The 16,822-nt window shown below is 53.4% G+C and carries 10 protein-coding genes; 2 read left to right on the top strand and 8 right to left on the bottom strand.

Annotation, left to right across the window (positions count from 1 at the left end):
* Positions 1–13: 13 nt before the first annotated feature.
* Entirely contained in the window at positions 14–3,166 is a 3,153-nt protein-coding gene (gene lacZ / locus C233_RS0106710) for a beta-galactosidase, LacZ type (protein WP_018666826.1), read from the top strand.
* A gap of 14 nt (positions 3,167–3,180) precedes the next feature.
* The gene (locus tag C233_RS0106705) at positions 3,181–5,118 is read left to right on the top strand and encodes an MGH1-like glycoside hydrolase domain-containing protein (protein WP_018666825.1); all 1,938 of its coding nucleotides are present in this window, start codon (positions 3,181–3,183) and stop codon (positions 5,116–5,118) included.
* A 312-nt stretch (positions 5,119–5,430) separates the two neighbouring features.
* Here C233_RS0106705 and C233_RS0106700 read toward each other — a convergent pair whose 3' ends face one another.
* The 8 genes from C233_RS0106700 to infB all read right to left on the bottom strand — a co-directional run bounded on the left by C233_RS0106700 (position 5,431) and on the right by infB (position 16,810).
* Positions 5,431–7,632, bottom strand: coding sequence for a sodium-translocating pyrophosphatase (locus C233_RS0106700; protein WP_018666824.1), 2,202 nt, complete (start codon positions 7,630–7,632; stop codon positions 5,431–5,433).
* Between the two features lie 138 nt (positions 7,633–7,770).
* A complete protein-coding gene (locus tag C233_RS0106695) occupies positions 7,771–8,091 on the bottom strand; it encodes a heavy metal-binding domain-containing protein (RefSeq protein ID WP_018666823.1) in 321 nt (106 codons plus the stop codon).
* Positions 8,092–8,157: 66 nt separating this feature from the next.
* Positions 8,158–9,369: a cysteine desulfurase gene (locus tag C233_RS0106690; RefSeq protein ID WP_018666822.1), complete on the bottom strand. Its 1,212-nt coding sequence runs from the start codon at positions 9,367–9,369 to the stop codon at positions 8,158–8,160.
* A 105-nt stretch (positions 9,370–9,474) separates the two neighbouring features.
* Complete coding sequence (sufD, locus tag C233_RS0106685; protein ID WP_018666821.1) at positions 9,475–10,818, bottom strand: Fe-S cluster assembly protein SufD; 1,344 nt, start codon at positions 10,816–10,818, stop codon at positions 9,475–9,477.
* A gap of 87 nt (positions 10,819–10,905) precedes the next feature.
* Positions 10,906–11,661 (bottom strand): Fe-S cluster assembly ATPase SufC, encoded by a 756-nt coding sequence (sufC, locus tag C233_RS0106680; protein WP_018666820.1) that lies wholly within the window; start codon positions 11,659–11,661, stop codon positions 10,906–10,908.
* Positions 11,662–11,809: 148 nt separating this feature from the next.
* On the bottom strand, positions 11,810–13,264 hold the full coding sequence (sufB, locus tag C233_RS0106675; RefSeq protein ID WP_018666819.1) for a Fe-S cluster assembly protein SufB: 1,455 nt from the start codon (positions 13,262–13,264) through the stop codon (positions 11,810–11,812).
* A complete protein-coding gene (locus tag C233_RS0106670) occupies positions 13,264–13,770 on the bottom strand; it encodes a CvpA family protein (protein ID WP_018666818.1) in 507 nt (168 codons plus the stop codon). Before C233_RS0106670 ends, sufB begins: the two co-directional genes overlap by 1 nt.
* A 97-nt stretch (positions 13,771–13,867) precedes the next feature.
* Positions 13,868–16,810: a translation initiation factor IF-2 gene (gene infB / locus C233_RS0106665; RefSeq protein ID WP_026314761.1), complete on the bottom strand. Its 2,943-nt coding sequence runs from the start codon at positions 16,808–16,810 to the stop codon at positions 13,868–13,870.
* Positions 16,811–16,822 lie beyond the last annotated feature (12 nt).

Raw genomic sequence — 16,822 nt, 5'->3', positions numbered from 1 at the left:
ATTCAAGAAAACCATGAAAATCAAACTTTATACTTTACTACTCTCTTCATTATTGTGCACCGGCGCCCTGGCAGACAACGAGCCTTGGCAGAATCCGCAGGTAAACGAAATGAACCGGGAACCGATGCACGCACACTTCATCCCCTTTACCAATGAAGCCAATGCCTTGAAGCAACGCGCCCTACCCGCTGATGTGCGTTTCAACCTGAATCCTGCAACCGAGCGGCGCGTTTCATTGAACGGGACCTGGAAATTCCTCTATTCCAAGAACAACGACCTCTGTCCCCAAGACTTCCACAAACCCGGGTATAGCACCCGCAAATGGAGTAAGATACAGGTTCCCGGAAGCTGGGAATTACAAGGCTTCGATGCGCCTATCTATACGGATACCCGCTATCCTTTCCCGCCCAATCCGCCTTACGTGCCTGCCGACTATAATCCCGTAGGCGCTTACATCCGCGAGTTCACCGTACCTGCCGACTGGAAGGGCATGGATATCTTCCTCGATTTCGAAGGTGTGGAATCCGCCTATTACGTGTGGGTCAACGGGGAGCTTGCCGGCTATGCCGAGGACAGCCGCTTGCCGTCGCATTTCAATATCACCAAGCTGCTGAAAAAGGGAAGCAACAAACTCGCCGTAAAAGTATTCCGTTACAGCGACGGTTCTTACCTGGAAGGGCAGGATTACTGGAAATATAGCGGCATAGAGCGCGATGTTTATCTCTATGCACGTCCGCAAAGCCGCGTAAAGGATTTCCGTATGACTTCCGAGCTGGTGAATGACTATAAAGACGGCAAACTGCAACTGGACGTCATTCTGCACCGGCCTCAACCCGGTGAGACCGTAGAAGTGAAAGTGCTGGATAAGGATAAGGTGATTTACAACCGGAAAAAGACCGTCGCTTCGCCCGCGGACACTCTATTCAGCCAGCAACAGCTCTTCCCGGATGCCCGCCCGTGGAATGCCGAAACGCCCAATACCTATACGCTGGTAGTAAGCAACTTCGACTCGCAAGGCAGGCCTTTGGAATCGTTCACCCACCTTTTCGGCTTCCGTACCGTAGAGATGACGAACGGCATGCAGATGATTAACGGCCAGGCAGTGCTTTTCAAAGGGGTGAACCGCCACGAACACGACCCGTACAAGGGACGCACCATTACCGTAGCATCCATGATACATGACATCCAGTTGATGAAACAGTTCAACATGAACGGCGTACGCAACTGCCACTACCCCAACAATGCCCCGTGGTACGAACTCTGTACCGAATTCGGCTTATATATGGTGGACGAGGCCAATATCGAAAGCCACGGCATGATGTTCCATAAAGACGAGACTCTTGCCAACTATCCCGACTGGGAACTGCCGTTCATGCAACGCATGAGCCGCATGATAGCCCGCGACCGCAACTGTACCGCTATCGTTACCTGGTCTATGGGAAACGAATCGGGCTATGGCAAACACTTCGAGACGCTTTACGACTATACGAAGAAGATAGACACCACGCGCCCCGTACAATACGAAGGCGGCGGTTATAACGCAAAGAGCGACATCTACTGCCCCATGTACGCACGTATCTGGTCGCTCCGCCGCCATGCCAACCAGCGCGACAAGCGCCCGATGATTATGTGCGAATACGCTCATGCCATGGGCAACAGCGTAGGAAACTTCCAGGACTACTGGGACCTGATTTATAAATACGACCAACTGCAAGGCGGCTTCATCTGGGATTGGGTAGACCAGACCTTCGCCATTAAGGACAAGAATGACCGCGATATATGGGCATTCGGCGGCGATATGGGTTTCGTGGGTGTTGTAAACGATTCCAACTTCTGCGCCAACGGACTGATAGCAGCCGACCGCACCCCGCATCCGCACATCTACGAAGTGAAGAAAGTATTGCAATATATCCACTTCGCTCCCGTGGCTTTCACTACCAACAAGATAAAAGTAACCAACTGGCACGACTTCATCGGGCTGGAAGGATACCGGCTCCGCTGGGCGGTAGAGTGCGACGGCGAAACGGTGCAAAGCGGCGAGACGGACTTTCCCGTTATCGCCCCGAGAGCATCTGCCGAGATAGAGCTCCCGCTGAAAGCATTGCCCGCCGACGGCAGGGAATATTTCCTTACCTTGCGCGCCTTCACCAAACATGAAGCGCCGTTGGTTCCGAAAGGGCACGAAGCGGCTATCGAACAATGGCTGTTGCCCTCCGCCCCAATCGTAAAGACCGCAGAACCGGTTAACGGCACACTGGCGGTAGAGCGCACCGACAGCGCCGTCCTGCTGAAAGGCAATAACTTCCAGGTACGGTTCTCCACCCGCAACGGTGAGATGACGAGCCTTGCCTACAACGGAAAGGAGATGCTGAAACAAGGTCTGCAACCCAACTTCTGGCGTCCGATGACTGATAACGATATACCCACCGGACACCTCGACCGCTGCGCCACCTGGAAAACGGCCGGACGCGACGCCTTGCTGACAGACCTGAAAGTTACGGAAAGCAAGCAGTCCGCAACCCTCACTGCCACTTACCGCATGGAAGCGCAAGACTCCCGCTTGCAAACCGTATATGATATACGTCCCGACGGCGCTATCCGCGTAACCATGCACTTCGTGCCCGGCAAGAAGCCGTTGAGCGAAATGCCGCGGCTGGGCATGCGCATGATACTGCCTGCCGAATACGAAATGATGTCCTGGCTGGGACGCGGACCGCAGGAAAACTATGCCGACCGCAAGACTGGCGCGCTCGTAGGAGTGTACCAATCTACGGTGTGGGACACTTTCCACCCCTATGTACGCGCCCAGGAAACGGGGAACCACTGCGATGTGCGCTGGGTAGCCTTGCGTGATGCTGCCGGAAACGGCCTGCTCGTCACCGGCGGACAGCCCCTCAGTGTCAGTGCATGGAATTTCCCGATGGAGGACATCGAATACCGCCCGTCGCAAACAGAACGCCGCCACGGAGGAAGCATCCTGAAGAAAGATATGGTGTGGCTCAACATCGACCATAAACAAATGGGTGTAGGCGGCGACAATACTTGGGGTGCGCAGGTACATCCCGAATATACTATCACTCCGCACGAGTGGAAGTACAGCTTCACCCTGCAACCTCTCGATGCAGGGCAGGATGCAGCCAGACAAGCACATAAATGTTGGTTCTAAAAAGACTTGAAGTTATGCTACATAAAGTAAGATATTTTATTTGTCTATCGCTACTGATTGCAGGCGTCGCCGCCTGCCAATCAGGTAGCAAGACTATAACGGAGAAAAGATATGCTTTCGACAATATCCTGGATATAGCCTATACGCCCGACACCTTGCACCGATGCTACGGCTGGTTTACCGATGCCGGTTCGTGGATGGGGTTCACCCTGCCCGAAAAGGATAAATGGGTAAACGGCTTCTGCGGCCCTTTCAGCCTCGATATGTTCCGCCGCCAATGGATAGCGCAGTCTGCCGTAACGGTAAGGTTTGCCGAGGCTCCCGAAGAAAGCTTCGTACCCGACTCTACGTGTTACTACCCGGGCGAACTGTATATGTCTGCACATTCCGGCAAGGGGACAATCTGCCAGCGCCTGAACTTCACCGATGCCACCACCGCCTTGCTGCGTATCGATACCGATGATACGGGCGGGCTGGTATTTACAGGCAGCCAATGGGACAAGGATGTTACGATAAGCGTAGAGCAAAATTCGGTCATAGCACGTCATCCCAGCGGCGAAAGCGTAGTGGTGACATTTACACCGGAGGTTACTTTGACAAAGCTCGACGACAACTATACTGCCGTACTGCACAATCCGAAAGGGCAAACCAACATAGCTATCTCTTTCTTTACTTCCGAAAGGGAGCTGACTGCCGGCATACAGAACATCACCGCGCTGCTCAACAATCCGGACGAGGCGCTGCGCGCCAACTCCGACCGCTGGGAAGGCTACTTAAAGAAGATTCTGCGTACCGACATGAAGCCCGAATACGACCGCATCGCCGTGAAAGCCGTAACAACGCTTATCTCGAACTGGCGGACGCATCGCGGCGGACTGCTGCACGAGGGCATCATCCCCAGCCATGCCGTAGGTTACTTCGTAGGTTTCTGGGCATGGGACACCTGGCGTTTCAGTGCGGGAACAGCCAAGTTCGACCCCGAACTGGCAAAGAACAATATCCGCGCCATGTTCGACTACCAGCAACCCGACGGAATGATAATAGACTGTATCTACACCGACCCGTCCGAAAACAATGCCCGTGACAGCAAGCCGCCTTTGGTATGCTGGGCGGTAGACGAAATCTTTACGCACACCGGCGACACCGCTTTCGTGGCGGAAATGTATCCGCAACTGCTCTCTTACTACAAATGGTGGTACAAAAAACGCGACCATAACCAAAACGGCATGTGCGAATACGGCTCCACCGACGGAACACTCGAAGCCGCCGCATGGGAGAGCGGCATGGACAATGCTATCCGCTTCGACAATGCCGTAATGCTGAAAAACAAAGGCGCCGACGATGCTTGGAGCATAGACCAGGAAAGTGTAGACCTGAACGCCTACCTTGCATTGGAATGCAAGCTGCTGAAGAAATTCGCCGGGCTGCTGGGCATACCCTTCGACGCTCCCGATTATAGCGACCGGGTGGCCGGCTACTTCTTCGACAAGGAGATGAACTTTTTCTTCGACCGTCGCCTGAAAGACGGCTCTTTCATCCGCGAACCGGGATGCGAAGCCTATACCCCGCTATGGACGGAAGTTGCCACACAGGAACAAGTGGACAGTATGTTGCCCATGCTTCAGGATACTGCCAAATTCTCTACCTATATCCCCTTCCCGACTGTTGCGGCAGACAATCCCAAGTACAATCCGCGTGGGTATTGGCGTGGCCCCATATGGTTAGACCAGACGTATTTCGCCATTCGGGGGTTGCGCAACTACGGTTATAACGAACTTGCAGACCGGTATACATTGCAGGTATTCGATCGTCTCAGCGGCCTGAAAGAGGGAGCGCCGATACACGAGAACTATGGAACGCATACGGGCGAGCGGCTTAAGGCTCCGCATTTCAGTTGGAGCTCCTCGCACTTGCTAATGTTGTATGATGACTACGGAAAGGTGCTCAAGTAATGCCCTCTCAGGCATTTGCCTTACAGGAAGTTTCTTTTTCCTTCCATGAAACGACAAATGTGTCGAAACAAAATGACTACTCTTAAAAGTTACGGATTGTAACTATAATAACTGAAAGGGTCGTATCAAGCTCCGTTTTGAGTAATGATACGACCCTTTCTTTTGTCTTTCAGAGTGCTCGAATTTCAGATTAAAAGTTCATCTTTTCAAAAATAAAGTGCACCCTAAAAGTTTTATGTCTAACTTTTGGGGTGCACTTCAATATTGGGTTTTGATACCCTCTTTTTCAATTTTATGCTCGGGTATCTCTTATCAGAACAAGCTCCACGCCACGGTGAGCCCCGCCATAACGATAGCTACCATGCTCATCAGCTTGATAAGGATATTGAGGCTCGGACCGGAAGTATCTTTAAACGGGTCGCCTACGGTATCGCCCACAACGGTGGCTTTATGTACCTCGCTGCCTTTGCCGCCGAAGTTTCCTTCTTCCACATACTTCTTGGCGTTATCCCATGCACCGCCGGCATTAGCCATGAAGATAGCAAGCACGAAACCGCTGCTGAGCCCGCCGATAAGCAACCCCAACACGCCGGGAACGCCGAACACGAGGCCGGTCAGGATAGGGGCTACAATGGCTATCAGCGACGGCACTACCATTTCGCGCTGCGCGCCTTTCGTAGAAATGGCAACGCAACGTTCGTAGTCGGGTTCCGCCTCGCCCGTAAGGATGCCTTTTATCTCGCGGAACTGGCGGCGCACCTCGTCTACCATATGGGCGGCGGCACGGCCTACGGCATTCATCGTCAGCCCACAGAACAGGAAGGCCATCATACTGCCGAGGAACATGCCCGAGAGTACCTTGGGATTCATCAGCGTAACATCGTAATGGTGCATGAAGTCGAAGAAAGTAGCGTCCTGCACGGATACCGTTTCGCCGCCCACGAAGATATCGGTAGTACCCAGGCGGGTAAGGCCGATACGGATTTCCTCGATATAGGATGCGAGCAGGGCAAGCCCCGTCAGCGCTGCCGAGCCGATAGCGAAACCTTTGCCCGTAGCGGCCGTCGTATTGCCCAAAGAGTCGAGCGCATCGGTACGTCTGCGCACTTCTTCGCCCAAGCCGGACATCTCCGCATTGCCGCCGGCATTATCGGCAATGGGACCGTAAGCATCCGTAGCCAGTGTAATGCCCAACGTAGAGAGCATGCCCACGGCAGCGATACCGATGCCGTAAAGCCCCAGACCTACATTGGAAAAGTCGAAACCGGAAGCGAAAAGATAAGAAGCGATGATGCCTACCACTACGGCAATGACCGGAATGGCGGTGGAGAGCATGCCCAGGCCGATACCGAAGATAATGACTGTGGCAGGGCCTGTCTTGCCGCTCTCGCTCAGTTTCTGGGTGGGACGGTAGGACTGGGAGGTGTAGTATTCCGTAGAACGGCCGATGATGATACCCACTATCAAACCTACAACCACCGAACAGGAAATCCACATCCAGTTATCCAGCTTCAGCAGCCAGAGGATGAGGAAGGTGGCAACGACTATCAGCACCGAACTCAGGTTAGTACCGAAAGCAAGGGAGTTCAGCAAATCTTTCATTTTGGCATTCTCCCTGGTACGCACGGAGAAGATACCTATAATGGACAGGATAATTCCCACAGCGGCAATCAGCATCGGGGCGATAACCGCCTTGAACTGCATCAGCGTGTCTCCCGAATGGATAAAGGCGGCTGCGCCGAGGGCGGCCGTGGCGAGGATAGAGCCGCAATAGCTTTCGTACAGGTCGGCGCCCATACCGGCAACGTCGCCCACATTGTCGCCTACATTGTCGGCAATGGTTGCGGGGTTGCGCGGGTCGTCCTCGGGGATGCCCGCCTCTACCTTGCCCACGAGGTCGGCGCCTACGTCGGCGGCTTTCGTATAGATACCGCCGCCCACACGTGCGAACAACGCCTGGGTGGAGGCTCCCATACCGAATGTGAGCATTGTGGTGGTGATGATGCAAAGCTTATGGGTAGGTGTCATTACATCCACGGGAATTACCGCATTGAGCAGCAGATACCAGAAGGATATATCGAGCAGACCGAGCCCCACTACTACCAGCCCCATTACCGCACCGCTGCGGAAAGCGATGCGCAAGCCGGCATTCAGGGAGGTGCGCGCAGCATTTGCCGTACGTGCCGAGGCATACGTGGCTGTCTTCATACCGAGAAAACCGGAAAGCCCGGAGAAGAACCCACCGGTAAGGAAGGCTATCGGAACCCAGGAGTTCTGGACGCCGAAGCCGTAAGCCATAATCGAGAAAAGAATTACCAGCCCCAGGAACACCCAGCCCACAATCTTATATTGTTGGCGGAGGTAGGACATGGCGCCTTTGCGCACGGCGGCGGCAATCTTCATCATCTGAGGAGTGCCCTCGCTCTCTTTCATCATCTGACGGTGGAAATACCAGGCAAAGCAGAGTGCCAGAATGGAAGCGGCTGGAACCAGCCAGAAAAGCAATCGGTCCATAGCATAAATCGTATTAAAAGGTTGAACGAAAGCCTAAAAGTATTGATTTGGAATGAAATAAGCAAACGATTAACCGAATTTATGCCGAGCCCTGGAAAAACAATATCACCCGCCCGGTACGGGCAGGCGATACGGTCTTTATTCTATCGTTACAGCCGTGCCGCAGGCGGTTACCATTAGCATGCTGCCGCTGCCGCCCACGGTTTCGTAATCGAGGTCTACGCCGATTACGGCATTCGCACCCAACAGGCGGGCTTGCTCCTGCATCTCGCGGAGCGCCGTGTCTTTGGCCTCGCGGAGCACTTCTTCGTACGAACCGCTGCGTCCGCCCACTACATCGCGGATACTGGCGAAGAAATCACGGAATACATTGGCGCCGATAATCGTCTCGCCGCTGACGATACCGAAGTAACGGACGATGCGGGCGCCTTCGATAGTTGGAGTTGTCGTTACTAACATAATATTGTATTTTTAAGTTCTCGGTATATTATTAGACGGAAAGGAGCCGGAAAAAGTTGCAAGCTCTCAGAACATTTTGCTTACCCGGCCGATAGCTGCCACCAGCGTATCTATCTCCTCTTTCGTATTATACATGCCGAAGGAAGCGCGCACCGTGCCTTCGATGCCGAGGCGTTGCATCAGCGGTTGTGCGCAATGATGCCCCGTACGCACGGCAATGCCGAGGCGGTCGAGCAAAGTGCCCATATCGAAATGGTGGATGTCGCCTACGAGGAAGGAGATAACGCTTCCTTTTTCTTTCGCCTCGCCGAAGATACGCATGCCGGGAATTTCCCGCAGGCAGGCAGTGGCATATGTTGTGAGTTCGTGCTCGTGGGCGGCGATAGCTTCCATGCCGACTGCCGAAACATAATCCAGCGCCTTGGCAAGCCCCGTCGTGCCGATGTAATCGGGCGTACCCGCCTCGAACTTGAACGGCAGTTCGTTGAAGGTAGTCCGCTCGAACGATACGTGTTGTATCATCTCGCCGCCACCCTGGTAGGGGGGCATCCTGTCGAGCCATTCTTCCTTGCCGTAGAGCACGCCCACACCGGTAGGTCCGTAGACCTTATGCCCGGAAAAGACGTAGAAATCGGCATCCAGCTCCCGTACATCCACCGGCATATGCGGAATGGCTTGGGCGCCGTCTACAAGTACGGGGACGCCTTGTTCGTGGGCGTAGCGTATCATCTCCTTTACGGGATTTACCGTGCCCAGCACATTGGATACATGCGCCACGCCGACAATCTTGGTACGTTCGGAAAACAGCCGCTTGTATTCGTCCAGCAGCAGTTCGCCTTCGTCGCTCATCGGGATAACCTTGATAGCGATGCCTCTTTTGGCGGCCAGCAGTTGCCAGGGAACGATGTTGCTGTGATGCTCCATGACGGAGAGAATCACTTCATCTCCCTCCTGCATAAACTCCTCGCCGAAGCTGGATACAAGCAGATTGATGCTTTCCGTCGTACCCCGCGTAAAGATGATTTCATCGGTACTGCCGGCGTTGATAAACTTCCGCACCGTTTCGCGGGATGCCTCGTGCAGTTCCGTAGCCTGCTGCGAAAGGAAATGCACGCCGCGGTGCACATTGGCATTGACCGAGTAGTACTCGTCCGTAATGGCGTCTATCACCTGGCGGGGCTTCTGCGTAGTGGCTCCGTTATCGAAGTAAACCAGCGGTTTACCATATATCTCACGGGAAAGTATCGGAAAATCGGCTCTTATCTTTTGAAGGTCCATAGTTAGTTGAGTTATGAATTTCGGATTATGGATTTCGGTTTATGAACGGGCTGCGCGTCGTCATGCCGCAGGGCAATTCATTATGCGAAATCCATAATTCATCATTTATTTGCATATCGCACATCCCTGGCACTTATTCAGCTCGCCGCGGAAACGTTTCTCCACCAACAGGTGCAGGCGGTCTTTCAAGGCGTCCAGGCGGATAGTGTCGATTACCTCGTTGACGAAGGCGAACATCAGCAACAGACGGGCTTCGCGCATGGAGATGCCGCGCTGCCGCATATAGAACAGGGCGCTTTCATCGAGCTGGCCTACCGTAGCGCCGTGGCTGCACTTCACATCGTCGGCATAAATCTCCAACTGCGGCTGGGTGTACATACGAGCCTCGCGTGTGGCGCAAAGGTTACGGTTGGTCTGCTGGGAAACCGTGTGCTGCGCACCGGGGCGTACCAGTACCAAACCCGAAAAAGCACCGACGGAACGGTCATCGAGCACATACTTGAAGAGCTCGTTGCTGGTACAGTTGGGCACGGCATGGTCTATCGCCGTATGGTTATCCACATGTTGGTTCTTATCCGTAATGGCCATGCCGCAGAGGTTCAGTTCGGCGCCCTCGCCGGCAAGGGTGACTTCGGTCGTATTGCGGGTAGTGCCGTTGTGCAGCGTCATACCGTTCAGCAGCACATTGCTGTCGGCTTCCTGCCGGACATACAGGTTGCTGATACGTACCGTGCTGGTATGTGTTTCCTCCAGTTCATAAAAGTCGAAGGAGGCATTCTTGCCGATAAAGGCTTCAATTACTTGCGTCGCAAGGAAGTTAACGCCGTCCATTGCGTGGTCGCACGCCAGGAGGCGGGCTTGCGCTCCTTCTTCCAGGATGATAAGCACACGGCGGTTCACCACGAAATTGACGTCGCCGCGCAGGATATTCACCAACTGGATAGGTTTCTCCACCACTACATTCTTGGGAACGTACAGCAATACGCCGTCTTGCGCAAAGGTTGTATTGAAAGCTGTCACTCCGTCTTTGGAGGTATCCGCCAGCTTGCCGTAATATTTCTTCACCAGCTCCGGGTGCTGCTCCGCCATGTCTTTCAGACCGCCGAATACGACACCTTCGGGCAGGTGTGGCTTGGGCAGCGCCTTGTTATAGAAGGCGTCGTTCACCACGAAGTAAAGGGAAGTGCTCATATTCGGCACATCGCACTTGAACACTTCGTAAGGATTGACCGGTATTTCCAGCCGGTTCAGGTTCAGGCCGTAGTCGGGCTCGAAGAACTTGCCGACATCGGTATATTTGTATTTCTCCGTCTTGCGGGTAGGAAAGCCGAGCCGCTCGAAGTCGGCAAATGCGGCAGCGCGCGGAGCGTTCAGCACCTCGGCGCTGTGCCGGCATATCATCGCTTCCGTTTGGGAGAAAAGGTCTATGTATTGTTGCTCTACACTCATGTCATCTAATTATGAGTTTTGAATTCCGGATGATGAATTGCCATACGATACGATAGTGCAGCCTATTCATTATCCCTAATTCATAATTTATAATTCGCTTGCTTCTTTCTTTATCCAATCGAATCCTCTTACCTCAATTTCTTTCGCCAGTTCGGGGCCGCCGGTCTTTACGATGCGTCCGCCAAGCAGTACGTGGACGGTATCCGGTTTCAGGTAGTCCAACAGGCGTTGGTAGTGGGTGATGACCATGGCGCTGGTCTGGGGAGTTTTCAATTTGTTAAAGCCGTCAGCTACGATACGCAGGGCGTCTACGTCGAGGCCGGAATCGGTTTCGTCGAGAATGGCGAAAACGGGTTCCAGCATAGCCATTTGGAAGATTTCGTTACGTTTCTTTTCGCCGCCGCTGAATCCTTCGTTTACGCTACGGTTGGCGAGCTTGTTGTCCAGCTCTACAATGGCACGCTTCTCGCGCATCAGTTTCAGGAACTCGCTGGCAGACAGCGCAGGCAAATGGCGGTATTTGCGCTGCTCGTTCACAGCGGCGCGCATGAAGTTCACCATAGAAACGCCCGGAATCTCCACCGGCGTCTGGAACGAGAGGAAGATACCCTCATGGGCACGGTCTTCGGGGCTCATTGCCAGCAGGTCTTTGCCGTTGAAAGTAACCGTGCCGCGCGTTACCTCGTATGCGGGATGTCCCACCAGCACATTGCTCAGCGTGCTTTTTCCGGCTCCATTCTGCCCCATTAGGGCATGTACCTCACCGTCGCGGATAGTAAGGTCGATGCCTTTCAATATCTCTTTGCCATTGATGCTGGCATGCAGGTCTTTTATCTCTAACATCTTTATATTTACGATTTGACTATTTACAATTTATTACTTAATGCTACTCCTAATACTCATATTGCTATCCGGTCTGCCTTTTGCCTGTCTACCGTTCATCTGCCGGTTGCACAGGCGGATAGTACGCAACGAACCGTCCGGCAGCAAATCAACCTACGCTTCCTTCCAGCGAAACGGCCAACAGCTTCTGGGCTTCTACGGCGAACTCCATAGGCAGCTTGTTGAGTACCTCCTTGGCATAGCCGTTTACAATCAGCCCGACGGCGTCTTCCGTAGAAATGCCGCGCTGGTTGCAGTAGAATATCTGGTCTTCGCTAATCTTGCTGGTGGTTGCCTCGTGCTCTACAATGGCCGTCTCATTGTGGATATCCATGTAGGGGAAGGTATGGGCGCCACACTTATCGCCCAGCAGCAAGGAGTCGCACTGGCTGTAATTACGGGCATTGTCTGCTTTTTGGGCGACACGTACCAGCCCGCGGTAGGAGTTTTCGCTCCGCCCGGCAGAGATACCTTTGCTGACGATAGTGCTGCGGGTGTTCTTGCCCAGGTGAATCATTTTCGTACCGGTATCCGCCTGCTGGTAGTTGTTGGTTACCGCCACACTGTAAAACTCTGCCGTAGAGTTGTCGCCGGAAAGGATGCAGGACGGGTATTTCCATGTAATAGCCGAACCGGTTTCCACCTGTGTCCAGGACAGTTTGCTGTTTACGCCCTTGCAATGCCCGCGCTTCGTCACGAAGTTATAGACGCCGCCTTTGCCTTCGGCATCGCCCGGATACCAGTTCTGGACGGTGCTGTATTTTACTTCTGCACGGTCGTGTACTACAATCTCCACGATAGCGGCATGCAACTGGTTCTCATCGCGCATCGGGGCTGTGCATCCTTCCAGGTAGGACACATACGAATCATCGTCCGCCACAATCAGGGTTCTTTCGAACTGCCCGGTATTACGGGCGTTGATGCGGAAGTAGGTAGACAGCTCCATAGGGCAGCGCACTCCCTTAGGGATATAGACGAAAGAGCCGTCGGAGAATACCGCGGAGTTCAGCGCTGCAAAGAAGTTATCGCGATAGCCCACCACAGAGCCCAGGTATTTCTGCACCAGGTCGGGGTGCTCGCGTACCGCCTCGCTGAACGAGCAGAAAATAATCCCTTTCTCCATAAGCGTTTCCTTGAAAGTAGTCTTTACGGATACGGAGTCCATGACGGCATCTACCGCCATGCCGCTCAGCGCCATTTGTTCTTCCAGCGGAATGCCTAGTTTGTTAAAGGTCTTGACCAGTTCCGGGTCTACCTCGTCCATGCTCTTGGGACCGTCTTTCTTCTTGGTAGGGTCGGCATAGTACGAAATGGCCTGGTAATCTATCTCAGGAATACGGAGATGCGCCCATGTGGGCATCTCCAGCGTCAGCCAGTGGCGGTACGCTTTCAGGCGGAACTCCAGCAACCAATCGGGCTCTCCTTTTTTCTCGGAAATCAGGCGTACCACGTCCTCATTCAGGCCGCGCTCGATGATGTCCGTATGCACGTCGGTGGTGAAGCCGTACTTGTACTTCTCCCGAGTGAGTTCCTTTACATATTTATTGGGTTCTTCTTGTTGCATTATTCATTCAATATATATTGTTCTGTAACATGCTTGGCAGCGGGAAAGAATATCCCGGCAAACGACTCCATAGGATAATATAACACCGATTCCTTCTTTTTTGTTTGGCTGAGCAGCGTATTGTCCGCATCGATGAACTCGATGACGCCGATTAGCAGGCTCACCAGCAAAAGGGCTTTCAGCGCTCCCAGCCCGGAGCCCAGCCAACGGTTCAGCCAGCCCAGCGAAACGGCTTCCATTACCTTCGTGAGCAAAGAGGCTATGAGTGCGAAAGCCAGCGGTACGGCTATCCAGATAGCGATGAACGCCAGCACTTGCGCCACTGTCATCGAATCGGTGACTTTCGAAAAGACTTTCTCTGCAACAGAGGCGTACAACGCCTTCGCCGCCAGCAAACCGGCAACCAGTCCCAACAGGGTGGCGAGTTGCTTCACGAAACCTTTCATGAAGCCGACGACCGCTCCCGCACCGATGATTACCAGGATTATGATGTCTACAGTGGCCATAGTCATATTAAAAAGGCACGGATTACACGGATAAGCACGGCTTTTCTTATAACCTATCCGTGAAATCCGTGTAATCCGTGCCTAAAGGGTTATGTCCTTACAGAGTTTGCTTTACTTCTACTTCTTCGTAAGATTCTATAATATCTCCTACCTTGATATCGTTGCAGTTCGTCAGGCTGATACCGCATTCGAAATTGGTTCCTACCTCCTTCACATCGTCCTTGAAGCGTTTCAGCGCATTGATATTGCCGGTGAAGATAACGATACCGTCGCGGATAAGGCGTGCCTTGTCGCTGCGCTTTACCTTTCCGGTCTTTACCATGGCACCTGCCACAATACCTACTTTGGTAATGTTGAATACCTCGCGAACCTCGATAGTGGCCGTTACCTGCTCTTTCAGGGTCGGTGCAAGCATGCCTTCCATAGCCGCCTTCACCTCTTCGATAGCATCGTAGATTACGGAGTACTTGCGGATATCCACACCTTCCTGCTCCGCCAGCTTGGCGGCAGCACCCGAAGGACGCACCTGGAAGCCGACGATAATCGCATCCGAAGCGGCAGCCAGAGATACATCCGACTCGGAGATAGCACCGACGCCCTTGTGGATAACATTCACCTGTACCTGCTCGGTAGAGAGTTTAATCAGCGAGTCGCTCAACGCCTCTACGGAGCCGTCCACGTCGCCCTTCACGATGATGTTCAGCTCGTGGAAGTCGCCCAATGCCAAGCGGCGGCCTACTTCATCGAGCGTCAGCATCTTCTGCGTACGCAAGCCCTGTTCGCGCTGCAACTGCTCGCGCTTGTTGGCGATTTCACGGGCTTCCTGCTCGGTTTCGATTACGTGGAACGTATCGCCGGCAGCCGGCGCACCGTTCAAGCCCAGAATCAAAGCCGGTTCCGAAGGTCCCGCCTCTTTCATACGCTGGTTGCGTTCGTTGAACATTGCTTTCACCTTGCCGTAGCTTGTACCTGCCAGCACGATGTCGCCCATTTTCAAAGTACCGTTGGACACCAGCACTGTAGCTACATAACCGCGGCCTTTATCCAGCGAGGATTCGATGATAGAGCCCGTAGCACGGCGGTTGGGGTTCGCTTTCAATTCCAGCATCTCGGCTTCCAGCAATACTTTCTCCATTAAATCGGCCACGCCGATGCCTTTCTTGGCGGAGATATCCTGAGACTGGTACTTGCCGCCCCATTCCTCTACGAGGAAGTTCATGGCAGCCAGTTCTTCCTTAATCTTATCCGGATTAGCGGTCGGCTTGTCAATCTTGTTGATAGCGAATACGATAGGCACACCGGCAGCCATGGCGTGGTTGATAGCCTCTTTGGTCTGCGGCATCACGTTGTCGTCGGCAGCTACGATGATGATAGCGATATCCGTAGCCTTGGCGCCGCGGGCACGCATAGCGGTAAACGCCTCGTGTCCCGGAGTATCGAGGAACGTAATCTTGCGGCCGTCTTCCAGCGTCACGTGGTATGCACCGATGTGCTGCGTGATACCGCCGGCTTCGCCCGCAATCACATTCGCCTTGCGGATATAGTCGAGCAATGATGTCTTACCGTGGTCTACGTGTCCCATTACCGTAACAATCGGAGCACGGGGCTGCAAATCTTCCTCGGCATCTTCTTCCTCTACGATAGCCTGGGCAACTTCCGCACTTACGTATTCCGTCTTGAAGCCGAACTCTTCGGCCACCAGGTTGATTGTCTCGGCATCCAGGCGCTGGTTAATGGAAACCATCATGCCGATACTCATACAAGTGGCGATAACCTGCGTAACGGAAATATCCATCATGCTTGCCAGCTCGTTGGCGGTTACGAATTCGGTAAGTTTCAATACCTTGCTTTCCGCCATTTCCTGGTCTTCCAGCTCCTGCATACGGCTCGATACCAGGTCGCGCTTTTCCTTGCGGTATTTCGCTCCCTTATTCTTGCCCTTAGAGGTGAGGCGCGCCAAGGTTTCCTTTACTTGCTTCGCTACATCTTCCTCGCTTACTTCCTGTTTGATGACAGGTTTCTTGAAGCGGTCTTTGTTCTTATTCTTACCGGCCTGCTGGTTACCAGCACCCTGTTGGCTACCGCTTTTCAGGCGGTCATTGCCGCTGCGCTGGAAGTTGGACGCATTGTTGATATCCACCTTTTCCTTGTTGATGCGGACGCGCTTCTTCTTGGCATTGGCATCGTTGGCGCCTTCCTTCACCTTATTGTCATCGCGGCGGATTTCCTTGATAATGGCCTCCTTCATCAGCTTCTTCTGGTCTTGGCGCTGCTTCTCCTTTTCTTCGCGCTCCTTGCGTTTCTCTTCTTTCGATTTCTTCTTCGGGCGCGTGGACTGGTTCAGCGCAGCAAGGTCTATCTGTCCGATTACATTAATCTTGGACACGAACTCGGGCTGGTGTATTTTAAATATCTCTTCCTTGTCTTCCGGGGCTGTTTCTTCGGCAGGGGCGGCTTCCTCCTTAGCCGGTACGGGTTCCTCGGCGGCAGCGGGTGCGGATTCTTCTTCCGCAGCAGGCACCTGTTCGATAACCGGAGCGGCTGCCGGTTCGGGCTGGGGTTCGGGAACGGGTTCCGGTTTCGGAGCTTCCGCAACAGGGGCGGGTTCTTCCGTCTTTATCGCTTCAGCTACCGGTTTCTCCGGCTCCGCTTCTTTCTCTTTTTCCACAGTATGTTTGCGATTCAGCTTATCCAAATCTATCTTACCGACAGGCTTGAACTTGGGACGCACATCTTCGGGAACCACCGTCTTTACAACCTCTTCGGCTTTCGGCTTCTCCTGTGTCTCCTTGTCATACCCGTCAATGGCTACCGATGCCTTGTTGCGCTCTTTACTCTGGCGTTCCTGGATGAAACGCTCTGTTTTCAGTTTAAGATCCTTATCTGTACTAAACTCTTTCACGAGCAAGTTGTACTGCTCATCGGTAATCTTCGTATTGGGGTTCGCTTCAATGGCATACCCTTTCTTTTGCAAGAACTCAACTACCGTCGTGATTCCTACATTTAAATCTCTTGTTACTTTATTTAACCTTATCGTCATACTTTAATTTAA

Source organism: Bacteroides gallinarum DSM 18171 = JCM 13658 (assembly GCF_000374365.1).
In the GTDB taxonomy this organism is placed as follows: domain Bacteria; phylum Bacteroidota; class Bacteroidia; order Bacteroidales; family Bacteroidaceae; genus Bacteroides; species Bacteroides gallinarum.
Note: the sequence above shows the minus strand (reverse complement) of the source record. Positions and strands in the feature narration are given on the sequence as shown.